This is a genomic window from Yinghuangia sp. ASG 101, assembly GCF_021165735.1.
GTDB lineage: Bacteria > Actinomycetota > Actinomycetes > Streptomycetales > Streptomycetaceae > Yinghuangia.
This window is the reverse complement of sequence record NZ_CP088911.1, coordinates 1,004,027-1,026,980: the sequence shown is the minus strand read 5'-3', so window position 1 is coordinate 1,026,980 and position 22,954 is coordinate 1,004,027. Positions and strand designations below refer to the sequence as shown.

Below are 22,954 nucleotides of genomic sequence, written 5' to 3'. Positions count from 1 at the left end.
TTGATGCGCGCGATAGTATGCGGACTGCCGGTCCGATTGCCAGCCCCGGTTTGACGTCCGGGGTCCGTCGCGGGTGTCGGTGAAGCGGACCGGTGGGCGAAAGCTGCCGCTTGGGCGCGTGGAGGGGATGTGGGGTGAACCTGTCGGCCGGTCGGCTTGCCGTGGGGGCGGTGACTCGGTGGGCGGGCGGGCGGTTTGGATCGGGTCGACGGGTCGGCGACGGCGCGTGACGGGTCCGGGTTCGTCGCCGGGGATCTCCGCTCATGCCCTGTCGTGCGAAGTCGGGGAAAGGAGAACGTGTGGCCGCCGAACGTGCCGATGCCGCGCGCAACCGTGCGGCGATTCTGCGGGCCGCCGAGCACCTGCTCGACGAACTCGGCCCCGAACACGTCTCACTCGACCGCGTGGCCGCCGCGGCCGGGGTCGGAAAGGGCACGGTGTTCCGGCGGTTCGGCAGCCGGACGGGACTTTTTGGCGAGCTGCTGGCCGACCGTGCGGCCCGTATCCGGGTGGGGATCGCGTCGGGGCCGCCGCCGCTGGGCCCCGGTGCGCCCCCTGCCGACCGGCTTGCCGCGTTCCTCGACGAACTGGCCCGGCTCGCCGCCCGCAACACGGCGTTGATGGCCGCCCAGGAGCAGGCGTGCGCGGCGGACCGGCAGCAGGATCCGACGTATCGGCTGTGGCACGACCACGTGACCTCCCTCGTTGCCGCGCTGCGGCCCGGTGCGGACGCGCGGTTCCTGGCGCATGTGCTGCTCGGGGCCTTCGACAGTGGGCTGGTGCGGGCGACGATCGCCGCCGGGGGTGTGGACGGACTCCGGAGGGCGGTGCGGGACGTGGCGGCGGCGGTCGTGGGGTGCGAGGGCGGCGGCTCCTGACGGTACGGCCGCTCGGGGGAGAACGCGGCGGTTGTCGGCGCGGCCGTTGGCGCGGGGTCCGGGCGAGCGTACGAGCGGCGCCCCGTTCGATCGGGTCCGTATGACGCCGCGCCCGTGCGGGCGGGCGGTCGCCGTGCCCCCTGCGCACCGGTTTGTGGCGGCGGTCGGTACGCGATCGCGAATTCCGTTGCCAGGCAACCGATTTGCTGGGCTCGAAACCTTGATCACCGCAGGGGGCGGCGTGCGAGACTTCGCCGCACGTTGTCACGTCACCACCTGGGAGATCCGTTGTCGCCCACGCACGAACCCGGTCCGGACACCCCGGCCGGATGCCCCGTCGCGCACTCCGGCCCGGACGGGGGACTCGCGATCTTCGACGCCGTGTTCGCCGACAACCCGGCCGCGGCGTATCGCGAACTGCGCGCCCAGCACGGGCCGGTGGCCCCCGTCCAACTGGCCCCCGGGATCGACGCCATGCTCGTGCTCGGGTACGACGAGGCCCTGAAGGTCCTGCGCGGCCCGGAGGACTACTCGAAGGATCCCCGGCGGTGGCGGGCTCTGGCCGAGGGGCGGGTGCCGCGGGACAGCCCGATCCTGCCGATGATGATCCGCCGTCCCGTCTGCCAGCACACCGACGGTGAGGAACACGCCCGGCTGCGGCGGGCGGTGGAGGACAGCTTCGACCGGGTCGACCCGATCACGCTGCGGGCGTTCGTCGAAGGCGCCGCCGACGCACTCGTCGACCGGTTCTGCGCGGTCGGCGAGGCCGACCTCGTCGCCGACTACGCGAAGATCCTGCCGCTGCTGACGATGAATCATCTCTTCGGCTGCTCCGAGGAGTTGGGCGAGCGCATCATGGGCGACGTCGCCGCGATGTTCGAACTCGTCGACGCCGAGAAGGCCAGCGCGGACATGGCGATGTGCTTCGTGGAACTGCTCGCGCTCAAGCGCGAGCGGCCGGGCCTGGACGTGACGTCGTGGCTGCTCGCCCACGAGGCCGGACTGACCGACGAGGAACTGGCCGACCAGCTCATGGTCCTCATAGGCGCGGGTGTCGAACCCGAGCAGAACCTCATCCTCAACGCGCTGCGGCTGCTGCTGTTCGACAAACGCTTCGCGGACGATCTCGCCGCCGGCACCCTCCAGATCGACGCGGCACTCGACGAAGCCCTGTGGTACGAACCGCCGTTGGCGAACTTCTCGATCTACTTCCCGGTGCGGGACGTCGAACTCGGCGGCGTGGCACTGCGCGAGGGTGACCCGGTGGTGATCAGCTACGCCGCCGCCAACACCGATCCGTCGCTGAAGATGCAGCGCACGTCCGGCAGCCGCGCCCACCTGTCGTGGAGCGCGGGCCCGCACACCTGCCCGACCAAGGACACCGCGCGGCTGATCGCCACCGTCGCGATCGAGAAGCTGATCGACCGGCTCCCGGACATGGAGCCCGCCGTCGGCGAGGACGAACTGCGGTGGCGTCCGGGGCCGTTCCACCGCGCGCTCGCCGCGCTGCCGGTACGGTTCCCGGCGGCGGAGCCGGTGGCGCGGGTGCCGGTGGCCGAGGGCACCGGGATCGCGTCGGCGCCGAGGAAGGCGGCGGTCGACAGCCCGGCGGCGGTCGGAGCCGAGCCGGCCGGGGCCGAGCCGGATGGGGTGCGGCCCGTCGATCCCGAGGCCGGTGGACCCAAGCCCGTGGAATCTGAGCCCGCGGGTTCCGAGCCCACCGATCCCCAGCCCGTCGTAGCCGAGTCCGCGGATCCGCGAGCCACCGAACCGGAGTCCGGCAATCCGGCACCCGGCAATCCGGAGGCCGCCGATCCGGAGGCCGCCGACCGCGCGTCCTCGGATCCCGAGCCCGGCACCCCGGCCGATGCCGCCGCGGAGACGCCCACGAAGACGCCCACAGAGGCGCCCGCGGCGGCGTCGGAGACGGCGTCGGAGGCGGAGGCGGAGTCCGATGCGCCGCAGGCCCCGGGCGCGAACGCGCGGCGCGGGCTGTGGCGTTCGCTGGCCTCTTGGTGGAACAACCGCAAGGCCTGACCGCCGCGGTCACCCGCGGCCCGGGCCCCGGCGCGGGTGCCGTCGCGCTGTCGCGCGGCACCCGGCCCGCGTCAGGGCCCGTCCGCGCCGACGTGGTGGTGCCGCCCTAGTGGCGGCACCACCACGGGAGTTCACGACGCGACGTGCTTCCACACCCATCCGGACGCGACGCCGTACCACGCGCCCGCGTGCGGGTGCAGGTTGATGTCGTGCCCCGATTGCCGCAGCACGTAGGCGGTGAACGACGGCGCTGCCCCGTAGAAGGGCGCCTCGGCCGCCTGGAGCGCGGCGGACGTCGAGCAGTCGGTGCCGTCGGCGCCGCAGAACAGCGAGTCCCGCTCGCCCATCGCCAGCAGGACGGGGACGTCGATCCCCCCGCTGCTGCCGTCCGTCATCACCAGGTCGAGGCTGACCAGGTCGCCCAGCGCGTGCGGCTGCTTGAGCTGTTCGTCCACGGCGATCACCTGCGGGTCGGCGAGCGCGGTGTTGTAGAAGACATCGCCGCGCGTGCCCGGGATGGTGGTGAGGTAGCCGTCGTCGAGCCCGGCCCACTCGGGGTACAGGTTCGCCGGTGCCGACGCGGCGATCGCGGCGCCCCGGCCCTGCGAGTTGTACGCGTGGGTGAGCCCCGTGATGATCACGCCGTCGACGTCGTGGTACGTGCTCGCCTCGGACCAGACCGCGCCCGAGCCCATCGAGTGCCCCACGGTGACGACCTTCGGGAACGCCCGGCCGCCCAACTCGCCGCCGCGCAGGGCCTGGACGACCTGGTGCACGGTGTGCCCGGCGCCGTACAAATCCAGTGCGCTGCTCACCGGTCGCGACGAACTCCCGCTGCCCAGACGGTCGATCGCGAACGTCGCGAATCCGGACCCGACGGCCTCGCGCACGTACGAGTACGTCTCCGGCTCGTACGGGAAGTCCCAGTAGTTGTGGTCGTACGTCGCACCGTGGACCAGCACCTGCACGGTCGCGGGCACGGGCTTCCCGGCGGGGGTGCAGAGCTGCCCCCACAGCGTCTGGTCGGCGGGACCGTCGGCGTCCAGCGCCACCGGCAGGCTCGTCGCCACGCAGTTCGGGGTCGCCCCGGACGCGCCGGGCCGCGGAGCGGCCGTCGCGGTCGGCGCGAAAGCGGCGGTCAGCAGGGCGCCCGCGGTGAGTGCGGCGGTCAGGATTCGGCGCATCAATCGGCTTTCTGGCTCGGGGAAGCCGGCGGAACGCGCCATTCGGGGACGCGCCCGATGCCGGGTGCGGTCGTTCGCGGGGCTGATCATAGGAAGATCGTCCGGCCGCCGCCATCCGTCCGACGCCGAAAGCGAAGTGACGCACCGTCAAACAAACACGCGGTGCGAGCCGGGCCGACCGTCTCGCCAACCACCGTGCGAGGACGGTGTTTTCGGTCGGCACGGCCCGCCTCCGGGCTCCGGGGGTCCGCCGCCGGGGTCGTCGCACGCCGCGGGGGACACCGCCCCGGCGGCCGGAACGGCGCCCCCGGCGGCGGGCCGTGGATCAGCCGCGGTCGGATCCCGCCGCCACGGGCTGGGAGTTCAGGCTGAATCCGCCGAATCCGCCCGACTTCTCGACGAGTTCGGCCCACCAGACGCGCAGCGCGCGGTCGTCCATGTCGGACCAGTCCGGCACCTGCTCGACCTGGGCGAGGCCGAGGCGGCGCCCGAGGTCGACCATCGCCAGGCCGACGTCGCGGCGTTCCCTGTCGTAGCGGTGCAACGCCTCGTCCCAGGTGGCGGTTTCGCGGAGCGCGGCCTCCAGCGCGCTGGCGTCCTGGAGGGCCTTGACCGCGCCGGCGCCGGTGTGCGGGCGCGCGACGGTGGCCGCGTCGCCGAGCAGGGCGAGCCGGCCCGAGACGTAGCGGGGCGAGACGAAGTCGTAGATGGGCTGCACATAGACGCGGTCACGGCTGCGGCGCACGATCTCGGCCCACAGCGGCGGGAGGTGGCGCTCGACCAGGTCGCCGAGGTAGTCGATGAGCCGGTCGGTCGTGCGGCCCGGCGGCAGGCTCGTCGGGGCGTCGGGCGTGATCTCGGTCTCGGCGGGCGGGGCACCGTACACGAGCCAGTTCGCGGTGGTGCCGCCGTCCGCCGAGGGTATGCGGTAGAGCACGGCGTGCCCCTGCGGGAAGAGCACCGTGATGGCGTCGGACGGATCCCAGTCCAGGCCGTCCGGCAGTTCGGACGCCGGCAGGGTGCCGCGCCATGCCACATACCGGGCGTATGTCGGTCGGCTGTCGGGGAAGACCGCGTCCCGGACCGTCGAGCGGTAGCCGTCGCCGCCCACTACCAGGTCGAAGGACCGCGACGAGCCGTCCTGAAAGGTCACCTCGGCGGCGTCGTCCCGGGACGCGACCGCGCGGACCGCCGTGCCCGGGTGGTAGACCGCCGCGCCGGAGACCCGGCGGCGCAGTTCCCGCCACAGGACGCTCCACGTGTAGCCGCGGAAATCGAAGCCCTGGACGCCCAGTTCGCGTCCCGCCGGGGCGTCGCCGTCGCGCACGATCCAGCGGCGCCGATGGAAGCGGACGAACGGTATGTCGTCGTCGAGGTAGTCCGCGGCGGCGAGTTCCTCGTACCGCCCCTGGTTGACCGCCAGCCCCATGCCCCATTCCTCCAAGCGGTTCCCCGACCGCTCGAAGACCTCCACCCGTTCGGCGCCGGCTCGCACCGCGGCCATTGCCGCCGCGCACCCGCCGATGCTCCCGCCCACGATCGCAACCGAACCACCCCGCATGCCAACTCCTTTGGTACTGCGGTGAAATGCCATCCCGCAACCTACCGGTAGGGCGGAGCGCCCAGAGGGTGCGGCGGCGCCCGGCGGACACATTGCGTGGACCGGCCGCGGAAGGTTGACGGATCGCTTGCTTTCGGCCATCGGAGCGCGTCGGGGAACGGCTCGCGCGGCGGTGCGCGGCGCGTACGAGGGCCGTGCGCGCGCCGGCCGTCGGACGGTCGCGGAGGGTCACGACGGCACACCGGACGGAACCCCACGAGACACCACAAGAACACCGTGCGGACCACGGGAAAGGCACAGCCGACCGCCAAACAGTTGTGAACGGCCGTATGGAAGACTGCGAAACCGCCGATGGAACACTGTTCCCGTCGGCGGCGGCACCCGCGGAGGCACGCGATCACGGGTACCAGTGCACGGGCACCACAACGGGAAGCAGACCGGGCACCAACCTGGCACAGCGAGGGAGAAAACAAGAATGAGTCTGTTCGACGCGTTCCGGTTCGACGGCAAGCGGGTTCTCGTGGTCGGCGGTGCGACGGGTATGGGCGCGGCGGCGGCCGAGCTTGCGGTCAGCGCCGGCGCCGAGGTCGTGGTCATGGATTTCGCCGAGGTCAAGCTCTCCGGTGTCCAGGGCATCCACGTCAACCTCGCCGACGCCGCCTCGATCGACGCGGCCGTCACCGAGTGCGGTGGACGCGTGGACGTCCTGCTGTCGTGCGCGGGCGTGGCCGACGGCACACCGGGCATCGAGAAGATCAACTTCGTCGGTCACCGGTACCTGATCGACCGCCTGCTCGCCGACGGCATGCTGCCGCGCGGCTCCTCGATCGGCTTCATCTCGTCGGCGGCCGGCCTCGGCTGGGAGGGGAACCTTCCGGAGCTCCAGGAGTTCCTGGCCGTCACCGACTTCGACGCGGCGTCGAAGTGGGCGGTGGAGCACGACAAGGCCAACTACATGTTCACCAAGCAGGCGGTCTGCGCGTACGTCGCGTCGCAGGCGATGCCGCTGCTCAAGCAGGGCATCCGGATCAACGCGATCTGCCCGGGCCCGACGGACACGCCGCTCGCGCAGTCCAACAAGGAGACCTGGCTCGGCTTCGGCACCGACTACCGCGCCGAGGTCGGCACGCAGCCGTCGACGCCGCTGGAGCAGGCGTACCCGCTGCTGTTCCTGTGCAGCGACGCCGCGCGGGCGATCAACGGCATCACGCTGCTCGCCGACGCCGGGTACTTCAGCTCCGGCATCAGCGGCTCCTTCCCGTCCGCGACCCCCATCGCCAAGTTCATGATGGGCCGCGCCTGACCCTCACCGGGGTCATCCGCGACCTCCGCACGACCGCCGCTCTCGCCATGCGGCGGTACGCGGGGGCCCGATGACCGGGTGAGCACGCCTCGGGGGCATGACCACGAACGGGTGGGCATGCCCCCGAAGCCGTTCGCGGGGACCGGCGCCGCGGCGGGCCCGCGGGCGGCGTCGGGCGCTCCGGACGGACGTCGTCCGGGTCGCGGCCGTGCGGCAGCGGCGTGCCGCCGGGGGCGGGCCGCGACGGAGTCCGGGGACGGGGCTCGTGCGTGACGGGCTCGTGCGCGCCCCTACCGCGCGGGGGTGGCGCGGAAGCCCCTGCCGGGCGTGGGGAGTTCCGCACCCGTCGCGTGGGATCGGTGACGGCACGGTGCTTGCTCACCGCGCTCCGGCGTCGACGCCTGGCCGGGCCTCGGGGGTTCCGCCCTTGTCCCGCCGCGCGAGCGACGCCCCCCGGGCTCACTGGCCGCCGGGCAGTGCCGTGGCCTTGCCGGGCCCGGGTACTCGGCCCGGACCTCGATGCCCGCGACAGGTCCCGCGCGCGTTCGCGCACCGCGGTCGCCGCGCCCGCGCACCGCCCGCCCGTGTCGGCGGGCCCGCGTGTCAGGTCGGCATCAGGTCCGCGATCGACACCACGTCGGCCAGTGACCGCAGTTGGTCGTTCAGGTGTGTGCATGTCGACGTCCCGCGGAACTCCTCGCGGACCTCGGTGCGGACGTCCGCGAGGGAGCGGCCGATCAGCCGCCGGGCGCTGGCGACCGCCGCCGGGCACTCCACCCACGGCAGGACGCGCGGCACGGCCTCGATGTCGACCACGCGCCACGTGCCGGGCTCGACGCGGGCGTGCACCTCGTACTCGTGCAGGACCGTGGCCCGGCCCTCGCCGGAAACGTGCATGTCGCGAAAGTGCTGATCGACCGTCAAAAGCCCATCAGAGGACGGCGCGACGTCCAGGCGCCGGTGCCTGCGCATACCGTGCGGCGGCAGGTCGGGCAGTTCGTGCCACGCGATCGGGTCCGCGTCGTCCGACAGCGGGGGAGACACCGGGCCGGTGGGGACGGGCGTGTTCCCGCCGCTGTTGATCTCCAGCATGATCGTGGCATCGGACGCCCAGCCCGCACACTGGTCGGCCGCCGGATGCCGGGCCACGCGTTGGGCCTTGACCCGCTCGCCGCCCGCGATGATCGCGTACCCGGACACCAGCGCCGCGCCCGGGACGTCGTCGAGCAACAGATACAGCAGCGAGCGGGCGTCGCGCTCGGCCGGCGCGATCTCGTTGAGCCGGGCGCGGAAGCCGGGCCCGGCGACCGCGCCGCGCAGCCCGTCCAGCCCGGGGATCTCGGGATCGGACGTGATGGTGTCGACGGTGCGCGAGGTGAGGTACCCGACCTCCATCGTGAATCCGGCGCTCCCGGCGACCCGGCCGACACCGTCCGCGCCGGTCACCAGGTCACGCCCGCGACCGGTGAGAATGACGCGTCCGCGCAGCCCGTCGGGACGCACCGCCTCGACGCTCGCGGTCCGCCGCACGGACCCTGGCACGCGCGGCGGCGACGTCGGCAGGGGGTCGTGGGTCCCGCGCCGGGGGTGCAGCGCGATGGGGTGCGTGGTCACTCGTACCTCCTCAAGCGGCCGGCGCGTTCGGGTCCGCCGGCCCGACCGGGCGGAACGGCGGTGCCCGGCACCACCGGACGACGTGATGGCTCCGCGTGTCTCCGTGAGCCTCGGCGTCAAGTCGAAGACGACACTCCACATTCCCATCCGCGCGCGGACGCGCCGCGCCCGGGTCGGCTTGTGGCGGACGAACGGCCGGGCCGTGCCCGGCGGGTCGACGACGCCGGGAAGGTCGGCCGCGCCCCTCGGAGTCCGGTGTGACGCGGGCGTTCCCGTGATCCACCCGACACGTCCCATGCCCGGGCCGGGCCGCACGGCTTATTGTTGACCTGGTTCACTTATGTTATGCGCATTCTCTCCACGGAGAACATCATTCCCGCCGTTCACGCCCTGCCGGGCCCCGACGACGGCGCCGAAGCGGTCGAATCCGCTCTCCTCGTGCACGCCACCGGCTTCCACGGCCGGATGTGGGGGCCCCTGGCCCGGCACCTGCCCGGTGTCGACTGCCACGGGATCGACCTGCGCGGGCACGGCGACACACCGGCTCCGGACGGCTACGGGTTCCCGTGGTCGGCGTTCGCCCAGGACGTGTTGACCGCCGTGGACGCGCTGCCCCCGCGCGCGACCAAGCCCATCGGCATCGGGCACTCGCTCGGCGGCGCGTCGCTGATCCTCGCGGAGGCCGCGCGCCCGGGGACATTCGGGGCACTGTGGCTGTACGAGCCCGCCGGACTGCCGCCCGCCGACGGCGACGAGCCCCCCGGCGAGGTGCCGCCGCGCGTGATGATCGAGGGAACGCGCCGCCGCCGCGCGGTCTTCGCCGACCGCGCCGAGGCACTGGCGAACTACTCCGCCAAGCCGCCCATGAACGCGTTCGCCCGCGACGTGTTGGCGGCGTACGTCGAACACGGCTTCGCCGACGAGGGCGACCACGTGAGCCTCAAGTGCCGGCCGGACAACGAGGCGCAGGTGTACCTGTCGCTGGTCGACGCCAACGTCTACGACGCGATGCCCGCCGTCAAATGCCCCGTGCTGATCGTGCGCGGCAGCGGCCCCGAGGCCGACTGGCTCGTCGACATCATCGGCCGGTTCCCCCAGGGCGAGGACGAATTCCACCCCGAGCACGGCCACTTCGGCCCCTTCACCCACCCCGAGACCTTCGCCGGCTCGGTCGCCGCGTGGCTGCGCCGCGGCGGTGGGGACGCCTGACGCGGAACCGCGGGACGGCAGGAACCGTCGTACGGGCGACGCCCGGGGCGGTGGGGCACCGGGCACGAGATCGGAGGAATCGCCATGCGTCGAACCCTGGCCGTCGCCGCCGTCGTGACCTGCGCGTTCGCGGTGGCCGGCTGCGGCGGATCGAACGACGACGGTGACGACGCCGCGCCCCCCTCAGGCGACGGCGTCGCCGCCGGACCGGTCTCCGGACCCCCGTCGCCGACCGGGCCCGCCGCGCCCGCGACACCCGGACCGCAGAGCGCGGCGAACGACCGCTACGACGGTGCGAAGGGGGCGTGCACGGCGGTCGCGCCCAGCCAGATCACCGAAATCCTCGGCCGGGCGGCGACGCCCGACGGCTCCGGCGACAAGTGCTACCTGCGCGCGGACGACAAGCTCATCACCGTGTTCGTGACCACGCTGACCGGGGGCGGCTATGACGACCTGGCCGACTACGTCGCGTCGAAGGACGGCGCGCCGCTGACCCAGCGCAAGGTCGCCGGCATCGCGGACGCGGCCTACATCAACCTGCCGTTCTCCAGCACGACCTTCGTCTCCGGCCCCCAACTCGTCGACATCTCCGTCGAGTTGACGGAAAAATCCAAGGACCCGACCCCCGGCCTCGCCAAACCCACCGAGGAAAAAGCCCTCCTCACCCTCACCACAACGGCAGCCTCCCGCACCCCGATCTCAACGGGTTGACCCCCCCGCCACGGGGCCGGCGTCCCCGGCGGTCGGCTACTGCCGTATGCGGAGTGCGCCTCGGGTGTCGGATTTGAGGGCGCGGCCGATGATCAGGCGTTGGATCTGGTTGGTGCCCTCGAAGATCTGCATGACCTTGGCCTCGCGCATGTAGCGCTCGACCGGGAAGTCGCGGGTGTAGCCGTAGCCGCCCAGGACCTGGACGGCGTCGGTCGTGACCTTCATGGCGTTGTCGGTGGCGACGAGTTTGGCGATGGAGGCCTCGTAGGTGAAGGGCAGGCCCTGGTCCTTGAGCATCGCGGCGGTGGTCGTGGTCGCGTGGGAGACGCGGACGGCGGCGGCCATGTCCGCGAGCAGGAACGACAGGCCCTGGTGGTCGATGATCGGCTGCCCGAAGGTCTCCCGCTCGCGGGCGTAGCGCAGCGCCTGGTCGAGCGCGCCCTGCGCGAGCCCGGTGGCGACCGCCGCGATGCCGAGGCGCCCGCAGTCGAGTGCCGCGAAGGCGATCTTGAGGCCGTCACCCTCCTCGCCGATGCGGCGGTCGGCGGGGACGCGCACGTTCTCCAGGCGCACGGTGGCGGTCGCCGACCCGGTCAGGCCCATCTTGCGCTCGGGCGGGTCGGCGACCAGCCCGGGGGTGTCCGCCGGGACCAGGAAGCACGAGATCGCCCGCGAGCGCTCGTCGGAGGTGCGGGCCATGACGGTGTAGAAGTCCGCGTACCCGCCGTGCGTCGTCCAGGCCTTCGCGCCGTTGAGGACATATTCGTCGCCGTCCCGCACGGCGCGCGTGCGCATCGCCGCCGGGTCGGACCCGGCGTGTGCCTCGGACAGGCAGTACGCGCCCAGGAGTTCGCCGCCGAGCATGTCGGGCAGCCAGGCGTTCTTCTGCTCCTCGGTGCCGAAGGCGGCCAGGCCGAAGCACGACAGCGCGTGGACGGAGACGCCGACCGCGACGCTGGACCACACCGCGGCGATCTCCTCCAGCACCTGAAGGTAGACCTCGTACGGCTGGCCGCCCCCGCCGTACTCCTCCGGATACGGCAGGCCCAGCAGCCCCGCGCGGCCGAGCGTGCGGAAGACCTCGCGCGGGAAGCGCTCCTCGGCCTCCGCCTCGGTGACGCGGGGCGCGAGTTCCTTCTCGGCGAGCTTGCGGGTCAGGCCGATCAGGTCGACGGCCTCGGGCGTGGGGAGCGTTCGGGTGGCAGGCATGAGGCTTCCTCGGTGCTGGCCGTGATCGATACGCGGTGATATCGATACTGTGATTGATACGAGAGTATCGCCGCAAGTATTATTCGGCCATGTCTCCCCACCACGAAACCGGCCCGCTGGCCGGCCTGCGCGTCCTTGAACTCGCGGGGTTGGGGCCGGCCCCGCACGCCGCGATGGTGCTGGCCGACCTCGGCGCGGAGGTCGTCCGCGTCGAGCGGCCCGCCGGGCGCGGGCTGCGGATCGGGCCGCCGGGCGCCAAAGACGCCGTGCTGCGCGGCCGTCGTTCGGTGTTCGCCGACCTCAAGCAGCCCGAGGGCCGCGCACTCGTGCTCGCCCTCGCCGCCCGCGCCGACGTGCTGATCGAGGGCCTGCGGCCCGGTGTCGCCGAGCGCCTCGGCGTCGGCCCCGACAACTGCGCGAAGGAGAACCCCGCGCTGGTCTACGCCCGCATCACCGGCTGGGGCCAGGACGGCCCGATGGCTCAGGACGTCGGCCACGACCTGAACTACATCGGCCTCACCGGCGCCCTGCACGCGATCGGGCGCAAGGACGGCCCCCCGCCCCCGCCGCTCAACCTGGTCGGGGATTTCGGCGGCGGCTCGATGCTGCTGGTCATCGGCGTGCTGGCGGCGCTGTGGGAGCGCTCGCGCTCGGGCGCCGGGCAGGTCGTCGACGCCGCGATGGTCGACGGCACGGCGCTGCTGAGCCAGATGACGCTGGCGCTGCGCGGCATGGGCGCGTGGTCGGACGAGCGGAGCGCCAACCTCCTCGACGGCGCGGCGCCCTACTACGACACGTACATCTGTGCGGACGGCCGGTACGTCGCCGTCGGCGCTCTGGAGCCGCACTTCTACGCGGCGCTGCTCGCGGGCCTCGGGCTCGACCCGGCCGGGCTGCCCGTGCAGGACGACCCCGCCGGGTGGCCGGTGCTGCGGGCCCGCCTCACCGAGCGCTTCGCGTCGCGGACGCGCGACGAGTGGGCCGCCCACTTCGCCGGCACCGACGCGTGTGTGACCCCGGTCCTGACGTTCGCCGAGGCGGGCGCCCACCCGCACATCGCCGCGCGCGGCACGCTGGTCGAGGTCGACGGCGTGCTCCAGGCGGCACCCGCCCCCCGGTTCTCACGCACGCCCTCCGCGACTCCCACGCCCCCGGGCGAACCGGGCGCGGACACCGCGTCGGTGCTGCGCGACTGGGGGGTGAACGACGCGACGGCGTGATCCCCGGCCTCGCGGCCCGGCCTCGCGGCCCGGCCTCGCGGCCCGGCCTCGCGGCCCGGCCTCGCGGCCTGGGCGCGACGCCCGGCCCTGCCGCCCGCCTCGACGCCCGGCCCTGCCGCCCGGCTACATCGGGCGCGGCACGCTAGTCGAGGTCGACGGCGTGCTCCAGGCGGCACCCGCCCCCCGGTTCTCACGCACGCCCTCCGCGACTCCCACGCCCCCGGGCGAACCGGGCGCGGACACCGCGTCGGTGCTGCGCGACTGGGGGGTGAACGACGCGACGGCGTGATCCCCGGCCTCGCGGCCCGGCCTCGCGGCCCGGCCTCGCGGCCTGGGCGCGACGCCCGGCCCTGCCGCCCGCCTCGACGCCCGGCCCTGCCGCCCGGCTACATCGACACACCGCGTGCACGGTGCGTGAGGCCAGCTCGGCATACGCCTCCGCGCGTGGACGGCGGACGGGGTGACCCGGGGGTGTCCGCGGCGTCGGCGCGGGTCCCGCCACGGCCCGGCCTCGCAGCCCCCGGCCTCGCAGCCCCCGGCCTCGCAGCCCCCGGCCTCGCGGCCTGGGCGCGACGCCCGGCCTTGCCGCTCGGTTTTGCCGCTCGGGCGCGGCGGGGGTGATCCGTGGCTGGCTGCCGCGTCCGCGTGGGCCGCGGCGCCGCCCAACTCGGCGCCCGGCTCCGGCCCGCTGGCCGGCGCCCGGCCCGGCCGTCCGGGGTCCCCCGGCCTCGGTGCCCGGCTACATCGACACCGCGTGCACGATGAGTGAGGCCAGTTCGGCGTAGGCCTCCGCGTCGGTCAGGCCGGTGCGTTTGGCGATTTCGCCGCGTTGGATCTCCTGCATCGTCGCGGCGGCGACCTCGCCCACGAACGCCGCGTGCACGTCGCGGAACGCCCCGGCGGCGACGCCCTCCGCGATCAGCTCGCGGATGCGGTCGGCGGCGAAGTAGGTGTTCGCCTGGTAGACCTCGCGGGCCGGCTCGAAGCGGGCCATGTCGTCGAGGAATGTCCGTGACAGCGGCCTCAGTTGCTCCGCGACCGCGTCCAGGTACGCCACGACGCGCTCGGCGGGCGCCGACGTGTCCGCCACGCGCTTCTCGACGGCCGCGGTGGCGTCGCGGAAGTAGTGTTTGACCGCCTCGCGTACCAAATCTTGCTTGCTGCCCGCGAGTTGGTACAGCGTCGTCTTCGAGCACGACAGGCGCTCGGTCAGCTCGTCGAGCGTGAACGACGCGAACCCCTCGGCCGCGAACAACGCGACCAGCCGTTTCAACAGGTCGGTCTGGCGGGCGGTGCGGCGCATGGAGGGCATGGGGTCAGCGTAACCACCCCGCCGGTGAACGCCGAGGTCAGCGCGGTCGGGCCCGCAGATGGGCGCGCTCGCCCTGGGGGCCGAAGATGGCCAGGATCTCCACGGGGCGGTCGTCGGCGGCGCCGAGCCAGTGCGGGACGTGCGTGTCGAATTCGGCGACCTCGCCGGGCGTCATCACCAGCGTCCGGTCGCCCAGGATCAGGCGCAGGCGCCCGTCGAGGACGTACACCCACTCGTAGCCCTCGTGGGTCTTGGGCTCGGGGTCGCGGGCGCCCGGCTGGATGACCATCTTGTGCGCCTGCAGGCCGCCCGCGCGGCGGGAGAGCGGGATGTGGGTGACGCCGCCGTGCGTGACCGGCCGCAGGTGTACGCGCGGATCGCCCGTGTGCGGGGCACCCACGAGTTCGTCCAGGGGCACGCCGTACGCCCGGGCGAGCGGCAGCAGCAGCTCCAGGTTGGGCTTGCGTCCGCCGCTCTCCAGGCGTGAGAGCGTGCTCTCCGAGATGCCGGTGGCCTCGGAGAGCGAGGCCAGGGTGATGCCGCGTTTGCGCCGCAGATCGCGCAGCCGGGGTCCGACCGCGGCCAGCACGCCGCCGAAGTCGTCCATGCCGTCACCTCCGCGGCCCACCTTGCCGAACCGGCAAACTTTCTTGCAAGTTCTCCGGCGGCCGTCGCACTCTCCTCGTCACGTGCGCGCGGGCCCGGCCCGTACGCGTGCGCCCCGACGTCGGAAGGACCCCGCCATGAGCACGCACCACCACGACCACGCCGCCGCCCCGGGAACGCCCCTGGAGTTCTGGGAGAACCTGTACGACGGCCCGGAGCGGCGGTGGCGGGGAACCCCGAACCCGAGGCTCGTCGAGACCGCCGAGGCGCTCACCCCCGGCCGGGCCCTGGACCTCGGGTGCGGGGAAGGTGGCGACGCGGTCTGGCTGGCCCGGCGCGGGTGGCGGGTCACCGCGGTCGACCTCTCCGCCAACGCCCTTGCACGCACCGCGCGTTACCTGGCCGAGGCCGGAGTGGCCGACCGGGTCGAGCTGGCCCGGCACGACCTGGCCGAGACGTTCCCCGACGGCGTGTTCGACCTCGTCTCCGCGCAGTACTTCCAGTCGCCCTTCGAGCTGCCGCGCGCCGAGGTGCTGCGCAAGGCCGCCCACGCCCTCGTCCCCGGCGGGCTGCTGCTCGTCGTCGAGCACGGTTCGGCCGGCCCGTGGTCCTCGCATGGCCGTGACATGCGCTTCCCGACGCCCGAGGAGATCCGCGACGATCTCGCGCTCGACCCCGCCGAGTGGCCCGTCGTCCGGCTCGACTTGTCGGAGCGCGAGGCCATCGGCCCGAACGGTGAGACGGGGACGGTGCTCGACACCGTCGTGGCGGTGCGCAGGCGGTCCTGAGCCTCCGGCGGATGCTCGATCTGCGAAAATGGTGTTCTCGAAATCGAATACGGTGTTTCTCGAAAGCGAAGAGCGCAGTAGCGTAAGGGCACGAAGCCAGGCGCCATGCTCACCAGCCGCGGGCGTGCCCGGACCTCGGATTGGACCGGCCCGTACCCCATCGTCCGCGCGTGGACGATGGGGTGGACCGGAACCGGGGCCGGGCGCGTTCGGCCAGGTCGGAAGGAACGGTATGACCGACGTCGATTCCGTCGACTTCTTCACGGACAACGAGCTCCTGCGGGACCCGTACCCCTACTTCGCGGCGTTGCGCGGTGAGTGTCCGCTGCGCCGGGAGAAGCACCACGACGTGGTGATGGTGACGGGTTACGAGGAAGCCGTCACGATCTACAACGACACCGAGCGGTTCTCGTCGTGCAATTCCGTCACCGGCCCTTTTCCGGGCTTCCCTGTTCCGCTCGAAGGGGACGACATCTCGGAGCTGATCGCGGCGCACCGCGACGAGTTGCCGCTGAGCGACCAGCTCCCGACGTTCGACCCGCCGGTACACGCCGACCACCGGGCGCTGCTGGCGCGCATGATCACCCCGAAGCGGCTGGCGGAGAACGAGGAGTTCATGTGGCGCCTCGCCGACCGGCAGTACGACGAGGTGCTGCGTGACGGACGCGTCGAGTTCAACGGCGAGTTCGCGCAGGCGTTCGCGATGCTGGTGATCGCCGACCTGCTGGGGGTGCCGGAGGAGGACCACGCGGAGTTCCGCAACGCGCTGCTGAGCGGGTCGATGATCGGCAGCAGCGACGGCGGTTCGATGGAGCACTCGCCGCTGGACTACCTCTACGGCAAGTTCAGCGAGTACATCTCCGACCGCCGCGAGACCCCCCGCGGCGACGTCCTGAGCGGTATCGCCGCCGCGACGTTCCCCGACGGGACCGTGCCCGAGGTCATGGACGCGGTGCGCGTCGCGGCGAACCTGTTCGCGGCCGGGCAGGAGACGACCGTGCGCCTGCTGAGCAGCGCGGTGATGATCCTCGCCGAGGACCCCGAGCTCCAGGCCCGCGTGCGCGCCGACCGCAGCCTGATCCCGGGCCTGGTCGAGGAGACGCTGCGGTACGAGAGCCCCGTGCGCGGCGACTTCCGGCTGGCCAAGGTCCCGGTCACCGTCGGCGGTGTCGAACTGGCGGCGGGTACGACCGTGATGCTGGTCAACGCGGCCCTCAACCGCGACCCGCGCAAGTTCGAGGACCCGGACACGTTCGACATCGAGCGCAAGAACGCGCGGGCGCACGTCGCGTTCGGCCGCGGCGTGCACGCGTGCCCCGGCGCGCCGCTCGCCCGCGCCGAGGCGGTGGTCAGCCTGAACCGCCTGCTCGACCGCACGTCCGAGATCTGGATCGACGAGGACAAGCACGGCCCGGCCGGGAACCGCGACTACCGCTACATCCCGACCTTCATCCTCCGCGGGCTCACCCGCCTGTTCATCCGCTTCACCCCGGCCGAGACGGCCGAGTAACACCGCACCGCGTCCCGGCCGGACGACTTGCCGACCGGCCCCCTCTCCCCGCCGAGAGGGGGCCGGTCGTGCGTTTGCGGTGCGACGGGCCGGAGCCGCGTCCGGCAGCGGCTCGTCGGCCCGCGCTGATCCGCGCGCGTGGCGCGTGCGACGCACGCGACGGAAGGGATGGATGGGCCTCGCCCCGGGTGATCGGGTGAAGATTTTTCTCGCCCGGGCCATATTGGCCGAAAACCGGCAGGGGCGGCGGAAAAGTATCCGTCCATGCTGGAAAAACCCCGCATGATGTTCGTTTCTGCGCGCTTTGCGACCCGAATCCCGGCCCTCGCAAACTTAAAAGCGAATTGATCATGCCGCATTTCGGAAGGACTTCGGTTCGGCAATAGGCACAGGGGTACGCTGGCTTCCAAAGGTTCTCTTGAAACTCCGTGACGACGCAAATGATCAATTTCGTTTCGGGACCTGGATCGACCATCGCCTGACGTCTCGGCGCTCCGCCGCATCCGTGCGGCGTCCACAACAGCGTGCAACGGACACAAGGAAGGGTCGCACCATGTCCACTCCCGGAACGGGACCCGAGGGACCGGAGGACCAGCGGCGCCACTGGGTCGTGCCCGCGTTCGTCACCGCCGAGGTGGCGGTCGGCGTCTGCCAGCGCGCGACGACGGTCCAATACGCCGACCCCGCGGCGGAGATCGGCGTACTCGCCTGCTATCTCGCCATGATCCTCGCCGTCCTGTACATCGTCGTCCGCGGTGCCCGGCACGGCGGCTAGCAACAGATCGGTCCCGGCGGGCGGCGGATCGCGCCGCCGGCCGGGACCCGGCAGCGGCCCCCGGGGGCCATCAGGTCCGGCGCCGAGAGGAGAACCGCATGGACGGCCGACCCGACAGGACCGAACGCAGCGCGCAGCACGCCTGCGAGGTTCTCGGTGATTTTCGTATGATCGCTGAACGCTACGGGGCGCATTTGCCCGTGGGACCGAACTTCGAGGAAGATCTGAAGCTGGTCACCGCGTTCAACGATCTTCGCTACCTCGCCCTGTACGGCGTGGTCGGCAACGGACGGGTCGCGGGGTGGTTCGCACCGGTCGGCTTCCGGAGGAAGAGCATTCTCACCTCGGTTCCCAGGATTCCCGAGAAACTGCTGGCCGAGCACAGCACGTTCCACGTCGTCCTTTATTCGAACGGACACCACGAGGTGTACGAGAGCGCGCTCACCCACCGCCTGGAGCCGTGGCACCGCACACCGCCGAGGTTCGCGGGGGTCGTCACCGCCCCGGTCTCGAAGACCGCCAAGGCCAAGGACGGCCGGGTCACGTCGGTCCGCGGCAGGGTCCGCCACGACAACAAGCTGCTGCTCCGCGACGGCACCGGCCTCGCGCGCGGGGACCGCGTCGAGTTCAGCGTCGCGCGGGACCTCGCGGCGCCGACCGGGCGCTCCTCCGTCGCCGTCCTCGTCACCCGGTCCGGGCCGCCCGAAGGCCGCGTCGTCCGTCCCGTCGCACGCGGCGGCGCCGTCCTTGCGTCGGCCACCGCGAAAGCCCACTGAGCCACCCGCCCGGCCACACCCGCCGGGCCGACCACGGAAGGGGCCGACCATGACCGCCGGCGACCAGGGGATTCCCGTCGAGACCGCGCTGCACCAAGCCCGCCTGCGCAAGCGGCGTGGCCAGCTCGTCCCCCCGCAACTCCAGGCCCAGCAACGCAATTGGGAGCGCATCTTCGGCACGGTCGTCCGCGTGGACGGCCCGCTCGCGAAGGACATCGCCGCGATCACCGGCCTCGGCAGCAGCGCGGTCTCCGGCGTCCTGCAGCGCATGGAGGACGCCGACCTCATCACCCGCAAGCCGGGTACGGGCGGTGCCAAACGCGTCGGCCGGTCCGCGCCGGTGCGCGTCAACAGCGGGCGCCACTACATCGCGGGCATCGAGATCCGCCGCGACGGGCTCACCGGCCTGATCGTCGACCTGCGCGGCCAACCCGTCGGCGAATCCCAGGAGTTCGCGTTCCCCGTCGACGGGGAGCCGCTGGACGTCGACACGCTCGTCGACGGCGTACGCGACCTCGTCGACGACCTGACCGCCAAACTCCGCGCGGTCCGCGACGACGCGAGCGCGCCCCTGCTGGGCCTCGGCGTCGAACTCGGCGGGCACATCGACGGCCGCAGCGGCGAGGTCGTCTACTCCGTCAACCTGCAATGGGGAGACAAGTGGGCGCTGCCGCGCGTCCCCCTGCGCCGCCTGCTGCGTGCGGCGACGCGCCTGCACACCGTGGTCGACAACGACGCCAACGCGCTCGGCACCGCCCAGCGCTGGTTCGGGGCCGCGCGCAACGACGAGTCGTTCCTGATGGTGCTCGTGAGCCACGACGGCGTCGGCTCGTCCGAGTTCCGCGACGGCGAGCCGCACCGGGGCGCGACCGGGAAGGCCGGCGAACTCGGCCACATCATCGTCGCGCCCGGGGACGAGAAGTGCCGCTGCGGCAAACGGGGTTGCGTCGAGGCGGTGGCCACGGCCGCGGCGATCCTCAAGTCACTCGGGGTCGCCGTGCCGAGTGACCCGCAGGAACTGGCGGCGCGACTCGCCGAGGCACGCGCCCGGGCCGCGGACGGCGACCGCCAGGCCAAGAAGGCGTTCGCCGACGCGGGCACGCTCCTCGGGCGCGGACTCGCGACGATGCTGACCTGCGTCGATCCGGCGAAGGTCTTCGTCACCGGCCCGGCGGTCACCGCGTCCGACAGCGACCCGGGCCGGCTGGTGCTGTTCAACGACGACTACCACGCGGCCGTGACGCGGGCGGTCGACGAGTACACCGCGTTCACCGCCCCCGAGCCCGGCTTCATCCGGCTCATCCGCGACGACGAACGCTGGGACGGCCCGCGCGGCGCGGCGACCATGGTCATCCGCGATCTCATCGCGGGCGCGGTGGAGGTGGCATCCCATGCCTGACGCGGATCCGCCGCTCCGGGTGCGGGTGCGGGTGCGGGTGCGGGTGCGGGGCCCGGTCCCGGCATCGGTCCCCGCGTCGGTGTGGGCCCCGGCTCGCGCGTCGGCCGTCGTCCCGGGACCGGCTCGCGTATCGGCGGCGTCGGCCCCGGCGGCGGTGTCGGCGACGGCCGTGACGCCGCTCCTGCCTTGCGCGTCGGCTCGCGCGTCGGCCCCGGCTGCCCCGGGGCCGGAGCCCGCGTCCGCGGTGGTCCCGCCTCCCGCGCCGGTCCCCGCGTCGGCGTCGGCTCGCGCGTCGGGACATCCTCGCTACGAACACCCCCGCACACCGGCCGCTTTCGCCCGGCACATCCACGAGTCCGAAACGGAGCAGTTATGTCCGCACCCGATATCTCCCTCCCCCGTCCGAACGACGCACGGCCCACGGGTCGGCTCGCGATCGGTATCGACGTCGGCGGCACCAAGATCGCCTGCGGGGTCGTGACCGCGTCCGGCGAGATCGTGCGGCAGCTGCGTATCCCGACGCCTCCCGGAGCCGACGAGACCACGGCCGCGCTGCTCGACCTCGTCGCCCGGCTGCGCGACGAATACCCCGGGGCCGAAGCGGTCGGCGTCGGGGCCGCGGGCATGGTCGAGTGGCCGCGAGGCTTGGTGCGCTGGGCCCCCAACAACGCGTACCAGGAACTCCCGCTGCAGGAGCTGCTGAGCGAACGGACCGGTCTCGCGGCCGTGGTGGAGAACGACGCCAACGCCGCCGCCTGGGCGGAGGCGACGGTCGGCCGGGGCGCCGGGCACCGGGACATCATCGTCCTCACCCTCGGCACCGGGATCGGGGGCGGGCTCATCCTCGACGGAAGTCTCTACCGGGGACACACCGGCATCGGCGCCGAGGTCGGCCACCTGATCGTCAGCCCCGAAGGCGGCGCCCGGTGCGGGTGCGGGGCCACGGGCTGCCTCGAAGCGCAGGCGTCGGGCATCGCGCTGGGCCGCATGGCCCGCGAGGCCGCCGCGGCCGACCCGTCCGGCGTGATCGCGACGCTCGCGGGCGAAACCGGCGAGCCCACCGGGGAGACCGTCCACGCCGCCGCCCTCCAAGGCGACGCGGTGGCCCGCGACCTCTTCGACCGGCTCGGTTTCTGGCTCGGTGCCGGGATCGCCTCGCTGGTGAACCTTTTTGACCCCGAGATCGTCGTCCTGGGCGGCAGCCTCGGGGCGACCGGCGACCTTTTGTTCGTGCCCGCGACGGCGAGTTTCGAGCGGTTCGTCATGGGCGCCGACCGCCGTACGCTCCCGCCCATCGTGCCCGCGAGCCTCGGCAACGAGGCGGGGCTCGTCGGCGCCGCACTTCTCGCCCTCGGCACGGCACCGGCGGGCAGCGACACCCGGCGGGCGGTCGAGGCGAGCCACTGACCTCCGGCGGAACGGGAACGGCGGCGCCGGGCCGAGCCCGGTGCCGCCGCGTGCAGGGAGGTGGAGGTCGACCGGCACGACCCGCCGCCTTCCTCCTGGTGACCCGAGTCGGAGATTCTTGGGTGGTGCGTTCGCTCCCGGCACTGCGGTCGACGATGCCGAGGCGAGCCGCAACCTTGAGGAAACGGGCGCGACCACGGGGCGATCGCGGCGGAGATCCACCGAGGTACTTCCGACTTGGGGCACCAAACCCTCTTCGCGGCCCACGAAGAGACTCGCCCAGGGTGTCGAGGTCGCGGCGGCCGGTCGCGTGGGGGACTTCCTCGGACCGCGCGATCGCGCATCGCGCCCCGCGTGGTCTTGGGGTCCGCCCGCCACGATCGCGCCGCGCGTCGTCTTGGGGGGCGGTCCCGCCCGTCGTCGAGGGCGGTGCCGCGGAGCCGGTCGCGGGCCGCCGTGTGCGGCCGGTCAGGCCGCGGTGAGCGGATCTTGGGCGAGGTCGGCCAGGAACGTGCGGGTGCGGTCGCGGGATGCGCGGCGGGCCCGAGGCGTGTCGCCGAGCGGGACGATGCGGGCCGCGAAATCGGTGACGCCCGCGTCGCGGTACCGCTTGAGCCGCGCGAGGACGGCGGATTCGTCCCCCGCGGCCATGGTGTCGCCGACGTCCTCGGCGTCGCCGTGCCGCAACAGTCGCTCGTAGTTCGGCGACAGGTCCGCGTGCCCGAGGACCTCGCTCGCGAACGCCCGTGCCTCGTCCACCTCGTCGTCGCGGCACAGGGCCACCGGCACACCGGCGATGACGCGCGGCGCCGGGCGCCCCGCGGCGGAGGCGGCCGAGGTGATGCGCGGCACGATGTGCTCCGCGACGGCGCGTTCGTCGGCCATCCACAGGATCGTCCCCGACGTGCGCTCACCCGCGAGCCGGAGCATCGCCGGGCCGAGTGCCGAGATCACCACCGGCATCGGCCGCGCGTCGACGACGTCCATCGGGCTGTGCACGCGGTAGGTCTCGTTCTCGACGTCGACGCGGCCGGGCCCCGCGAACGCCTGGCCCAGCACCTCCAGATAGTCGCGCAACGCGGCGACCGGACGGTCGTACGGCAGGCCGAGCTGGTCGCCGACGATCCAGTGGTGCGACGGCCCGAGGCCGAGGGTGAACCGCCCGCCGCACGCGGCCTGCGTGGTGAGCACCTGCTGCGCCATCGGGATCGGGTGGCGCGTCTGCAACGGGACGACGGCGGTGCCGAGTTCGATGCGCTCGGTGGCGTGGCCCGCGATCGCGACGGCGGTCATCGCGTCGAGGTAGCCCGGCACCTGCGGGACCCAGAACGACGCGAACCCGTCGTGCTCGGCCGCGCGGACGTCGTCGACCAGCCCGTTCAGCCGCTCGGCGCGCGGGCGTTCCCTGTCCGATCCGATCATCAGGCCGATGCGCATGTCGTCCCCGTTCTGCCG

19 protein-coding genes are annotated in these 22,954 nt (G+C 73.1%); 12 read left to right on the top strand and 7 right to left on the bottom strand.

Annotation, left to right across the window (positions count from 1 at the left end; genetic code table 11):
* The first annotated feature begins 299 nt into the window (after positions 1 to 299).
* Both LO772_RS04005 and LO772_RS04000 read left to right on the top strand, forming a co-directional pair.
* Positions 300 to 878, top strand: coding sequence for a TetR/AcrR family transcriptional regulator (locus tag LO772_RS04005; RefSeq protein WP_231776948.1), 579 nt, complete (start codon positions 300 to 302; stop codon positions 876 to 878).
* A 288-nt stretch (positions 879 to 1,166) separates the two neighbouring features.
* Positions 1,167 to 2,915 (top strand): cytochrome P450, encoded by a 1,749-nt coding sequence (locus LO772_RS04000; protein ID WP_231776947.1) that lies wholly within the window; start codon positions 1,167 to 1,169, stop codon positions 2,913 to 2,915.
* Positions 2,916 to 3,046: 131 nt separating this feature from the next.
* Here LO772_RS04000 and LO772_RS03995 read toward each other — a convergent pair whose 3' ends face one another.
* Complete coding sequence (locus LO772_RS03995; protein ID WP_231776946.1) at positions 3,047 to 4,099, bottom strand: alpha/beta fold hydrolase; 1,053 nt, start codon at positions 4,097 to 4,099, stop codon at positions 3,047 to 3,049.
* 325 nt (positions 4,100 to 4,424) lie between these two features.
* Positions 4,425 to 5,660: an FAD-dependent monooxygenase gene (locus LO772_RS03990; RefSeq protein ID WP_231776945.1), complete on the bottom strand. Its 1,236-nt coding sequence runs from the start codon at positions 5,658 to 5,660 to the stop codon at positions 4,425 to 4,427.
* A gap of 475 nt (positions 5,661 to 6,135) precedes the next feature.
* Between LO772_RS03990 and LO772_RS03985 the strand changes: the two genes are divergently transcribed.
* Positions 6,136 to 6,963, top strand: a complete 828-nt coding sequence (locus tag LO772_RS03985) for an SDR family oxidoreductase (RefSeq protein ID WP_231776944.1) — start codon at positions 6,136 to 6,138, stop codon at positions 6,961 to 6,963.
* Positions 6,964 to 7,566: 603 nt separating this feature from the next.
* Here LO772_RS03985 and LO772_RS03980 read toward each other — a convergent pair.
* Positions 7,567 to 8,577 (bottom strand): DUF2889 domain-containing protein, encoded by a 1,011-nt coding sequence (locus tag LO772_RS03980; RefSeq protein WP_231776943.1) that lies wholly within the window; start codon positions 8,575 to 8,577, stop codon positions 7,567 to 7,569.
* A 345-nt stretch (positions 8,578 to 8,922) separates the two neighbouring features.
* Here LO772_RS03980 and LO772_RS03975 point away from each other — a divergent pair, with 345 nt between their 5' ends.
* Positions 8,923 to 9,786 (top strand): alpha/beta fold hydrolase, encoded by an 864-nt coding sequence (locus tag LO772_RS03975; RefSeq protein WP_231776942.1) that lies wholly within the window; start codon positions 8,923 to 8,925, stop codon positions 9,784 to 9,786.
* Between the two features lie 84 nt (positions 9,787 to 9,870).
* Entirely contained in the window at positions 9,871 to 10,497 is a 627-nt protein-coding gene (locus LO772_RS03970) for a hypothetical protein (protein ID WP_231776941.1), read from the top strand.
* Positions 10,498 to 10,533: 36 nt separating this feature from the next.
* Here LO772_RS03970 and LO772_RS03965 read toward each other — a convergent pair whose 3' ends face one another.
* On the bottom strand, positions 10,534 to 11,706 hold the full coding sequence (locus LO772_RS03965) for an acyl-CoA dehydrogenase family protein (protein ID WP_231776940.1): 1,173 nt from the start codon (positions 11,704 to 11,706) through the stop codon (positions 10,534 to 10,536).
* Between the two features lie 89 nt (positions 11,707 to 11,795).
* On the opposite strand from LO772_RS03965, the gene LO772_RS03960 reads away from it, so the two are divergent.
* The gene (locus LO772_RS03960; RefSeq protein ID WP_231776939.1) at positions 11,796 to 12,926 is read left to right on the top strand and encodes a CaiB/BaiF CoA transferase family protein; all 1,131 of its coding nucleotides are present in this window, start codon (positions 11,796 to 11,798) and stop codon (positions 12,924 to 12,926) included.
* Positions 12,927 to 13,665: 739 nt separating this feature from the next.
* Here the strand turns inward: LO772_RS03960 and LO772_RS03950 are convergent.
* On the bottom strand, positions 13,666 to 14,238 hold the full coding sequence (locus tag LO772_RS03950) for a TetR/AcrR family transcriptional regulator (RefSeq protein ID WP_231776938.1): 573 nt from the start codon (positions 14,236 to 14,238) through the stop codon (positions 13,666 to 13,668).
* 37 nt (positions 14,239 to 14,275) lie between these two features.
* Positions 14,276 to 14,845: a helix-turn-helix domain-containing protein gene (locus LO772_RS03945; RefSeq protein ID WP_231776937.1), complete on the bottom strand. Its 570-nt coding sequence runs from the start codon at positions 14,843 to 14,845 to the stop codon at positions 14,276 to 14,278.
* Between the two features lie 136 nt (positions 14,846 to 14,981).
* Between LO772_RS03945 and LO772_RS03940 the strand changes: the two genes are divergently transcribed.
* The 6 genes from LO772_RS03940 (at position 14,982) to LO772_RS03915 (ending at position 21,499) form a co-directional block, all read left to right on the top strand.
* Positions 14,982 to 15,632 carry an SAM-dependent methyltransferase gene (locus LO772_RS03940; RefSeq protein WP_231776936.1) on the top strand — a complete coding sequence of 217 codons (651 nt, stop codon included), beginning with the start codon at positions 14,982 to 14,984 and terminating at the stop codon, positions 15,630 to 15,632.
* A gap of 232 nt (positions 15,633 to 15,864) precedes the next feature.
* Positions 15,865 to 17,142 carry a cytochrome P450 gene (locus LO772_RS03935; RefSeq protein WP_231776935.1) on the top strand — a complete coding sequence of 426 codons (1,278 nt, stop codon included), beginning with the start codon at positions 15,865 to 15,867 and terminating at the stop codon, positions 17,140 to 17,142.
* A gap of 553 nt (positions 17,143 to 17,695) precedes the next feature.
* Complete coding sequence (locus tag LO772_RS03930; protein ID WP_231776934.1) at positions 17,696 to 17,917, top strand: hypothetical protein; 222 nt, start codon at positions 17,696 to 17,698, stop codon at positions 17,915 to 17,917.
* Positions 17,918 to 18,117: 200 nt separating this feature from the next.
* Positions 18,118 to 18,693, top strand: a complete 576-nt coding sequence (locus LO772_RS03925) for a hypothetical protein (protein WP_231776933.1) — start codon at positions 18,118 to 18,120, stop codon at positions 18,691 to 18,693.
* A gap of 49 nt (positions 18,694 to 18,742) precedes the next feature.
* Positions 18,743 to 20,092, top strand: coding sequence for an ROK family transcriptional regulator (locus tag LO772_RS03920; protein WP_231776932.1), 1,350 nt, complete (start codon positions 18,743 to 18,745; stop codon positions 20,090 to 20,092).
* A 372-nt stretch (positions 20,093 to 20,464) separates the two neighbouring features.
* Entirely contained in the window at positions 20,465 to 21,499 is a 1,035-nt protein-coding gene (locus tag LO772_RS03915; RefSeq protein ID WP_231776931.1) for an ROK family protein, read from the top strand.
* A 468-nt stretch (positions 21,500 to 21,967) separates the two neighbouring features.
* Here the strand turns inward: LO772_RS03915 and LO772_RS03910 are convergent, their stop codons facing one another.
* A complete protein-coding gene (locus LO772_RS03910) occupies positions 21,968 to 22,936 on the bottom strand; it encodes an LLM class F420-dependent oxidoreductase (protein WP_231776930.1) in 969 nt (322 codons plus the stop codon).
* Between the last annotated feature and the right edge of the window lie 18 nt (positions 22,937 to 22,954).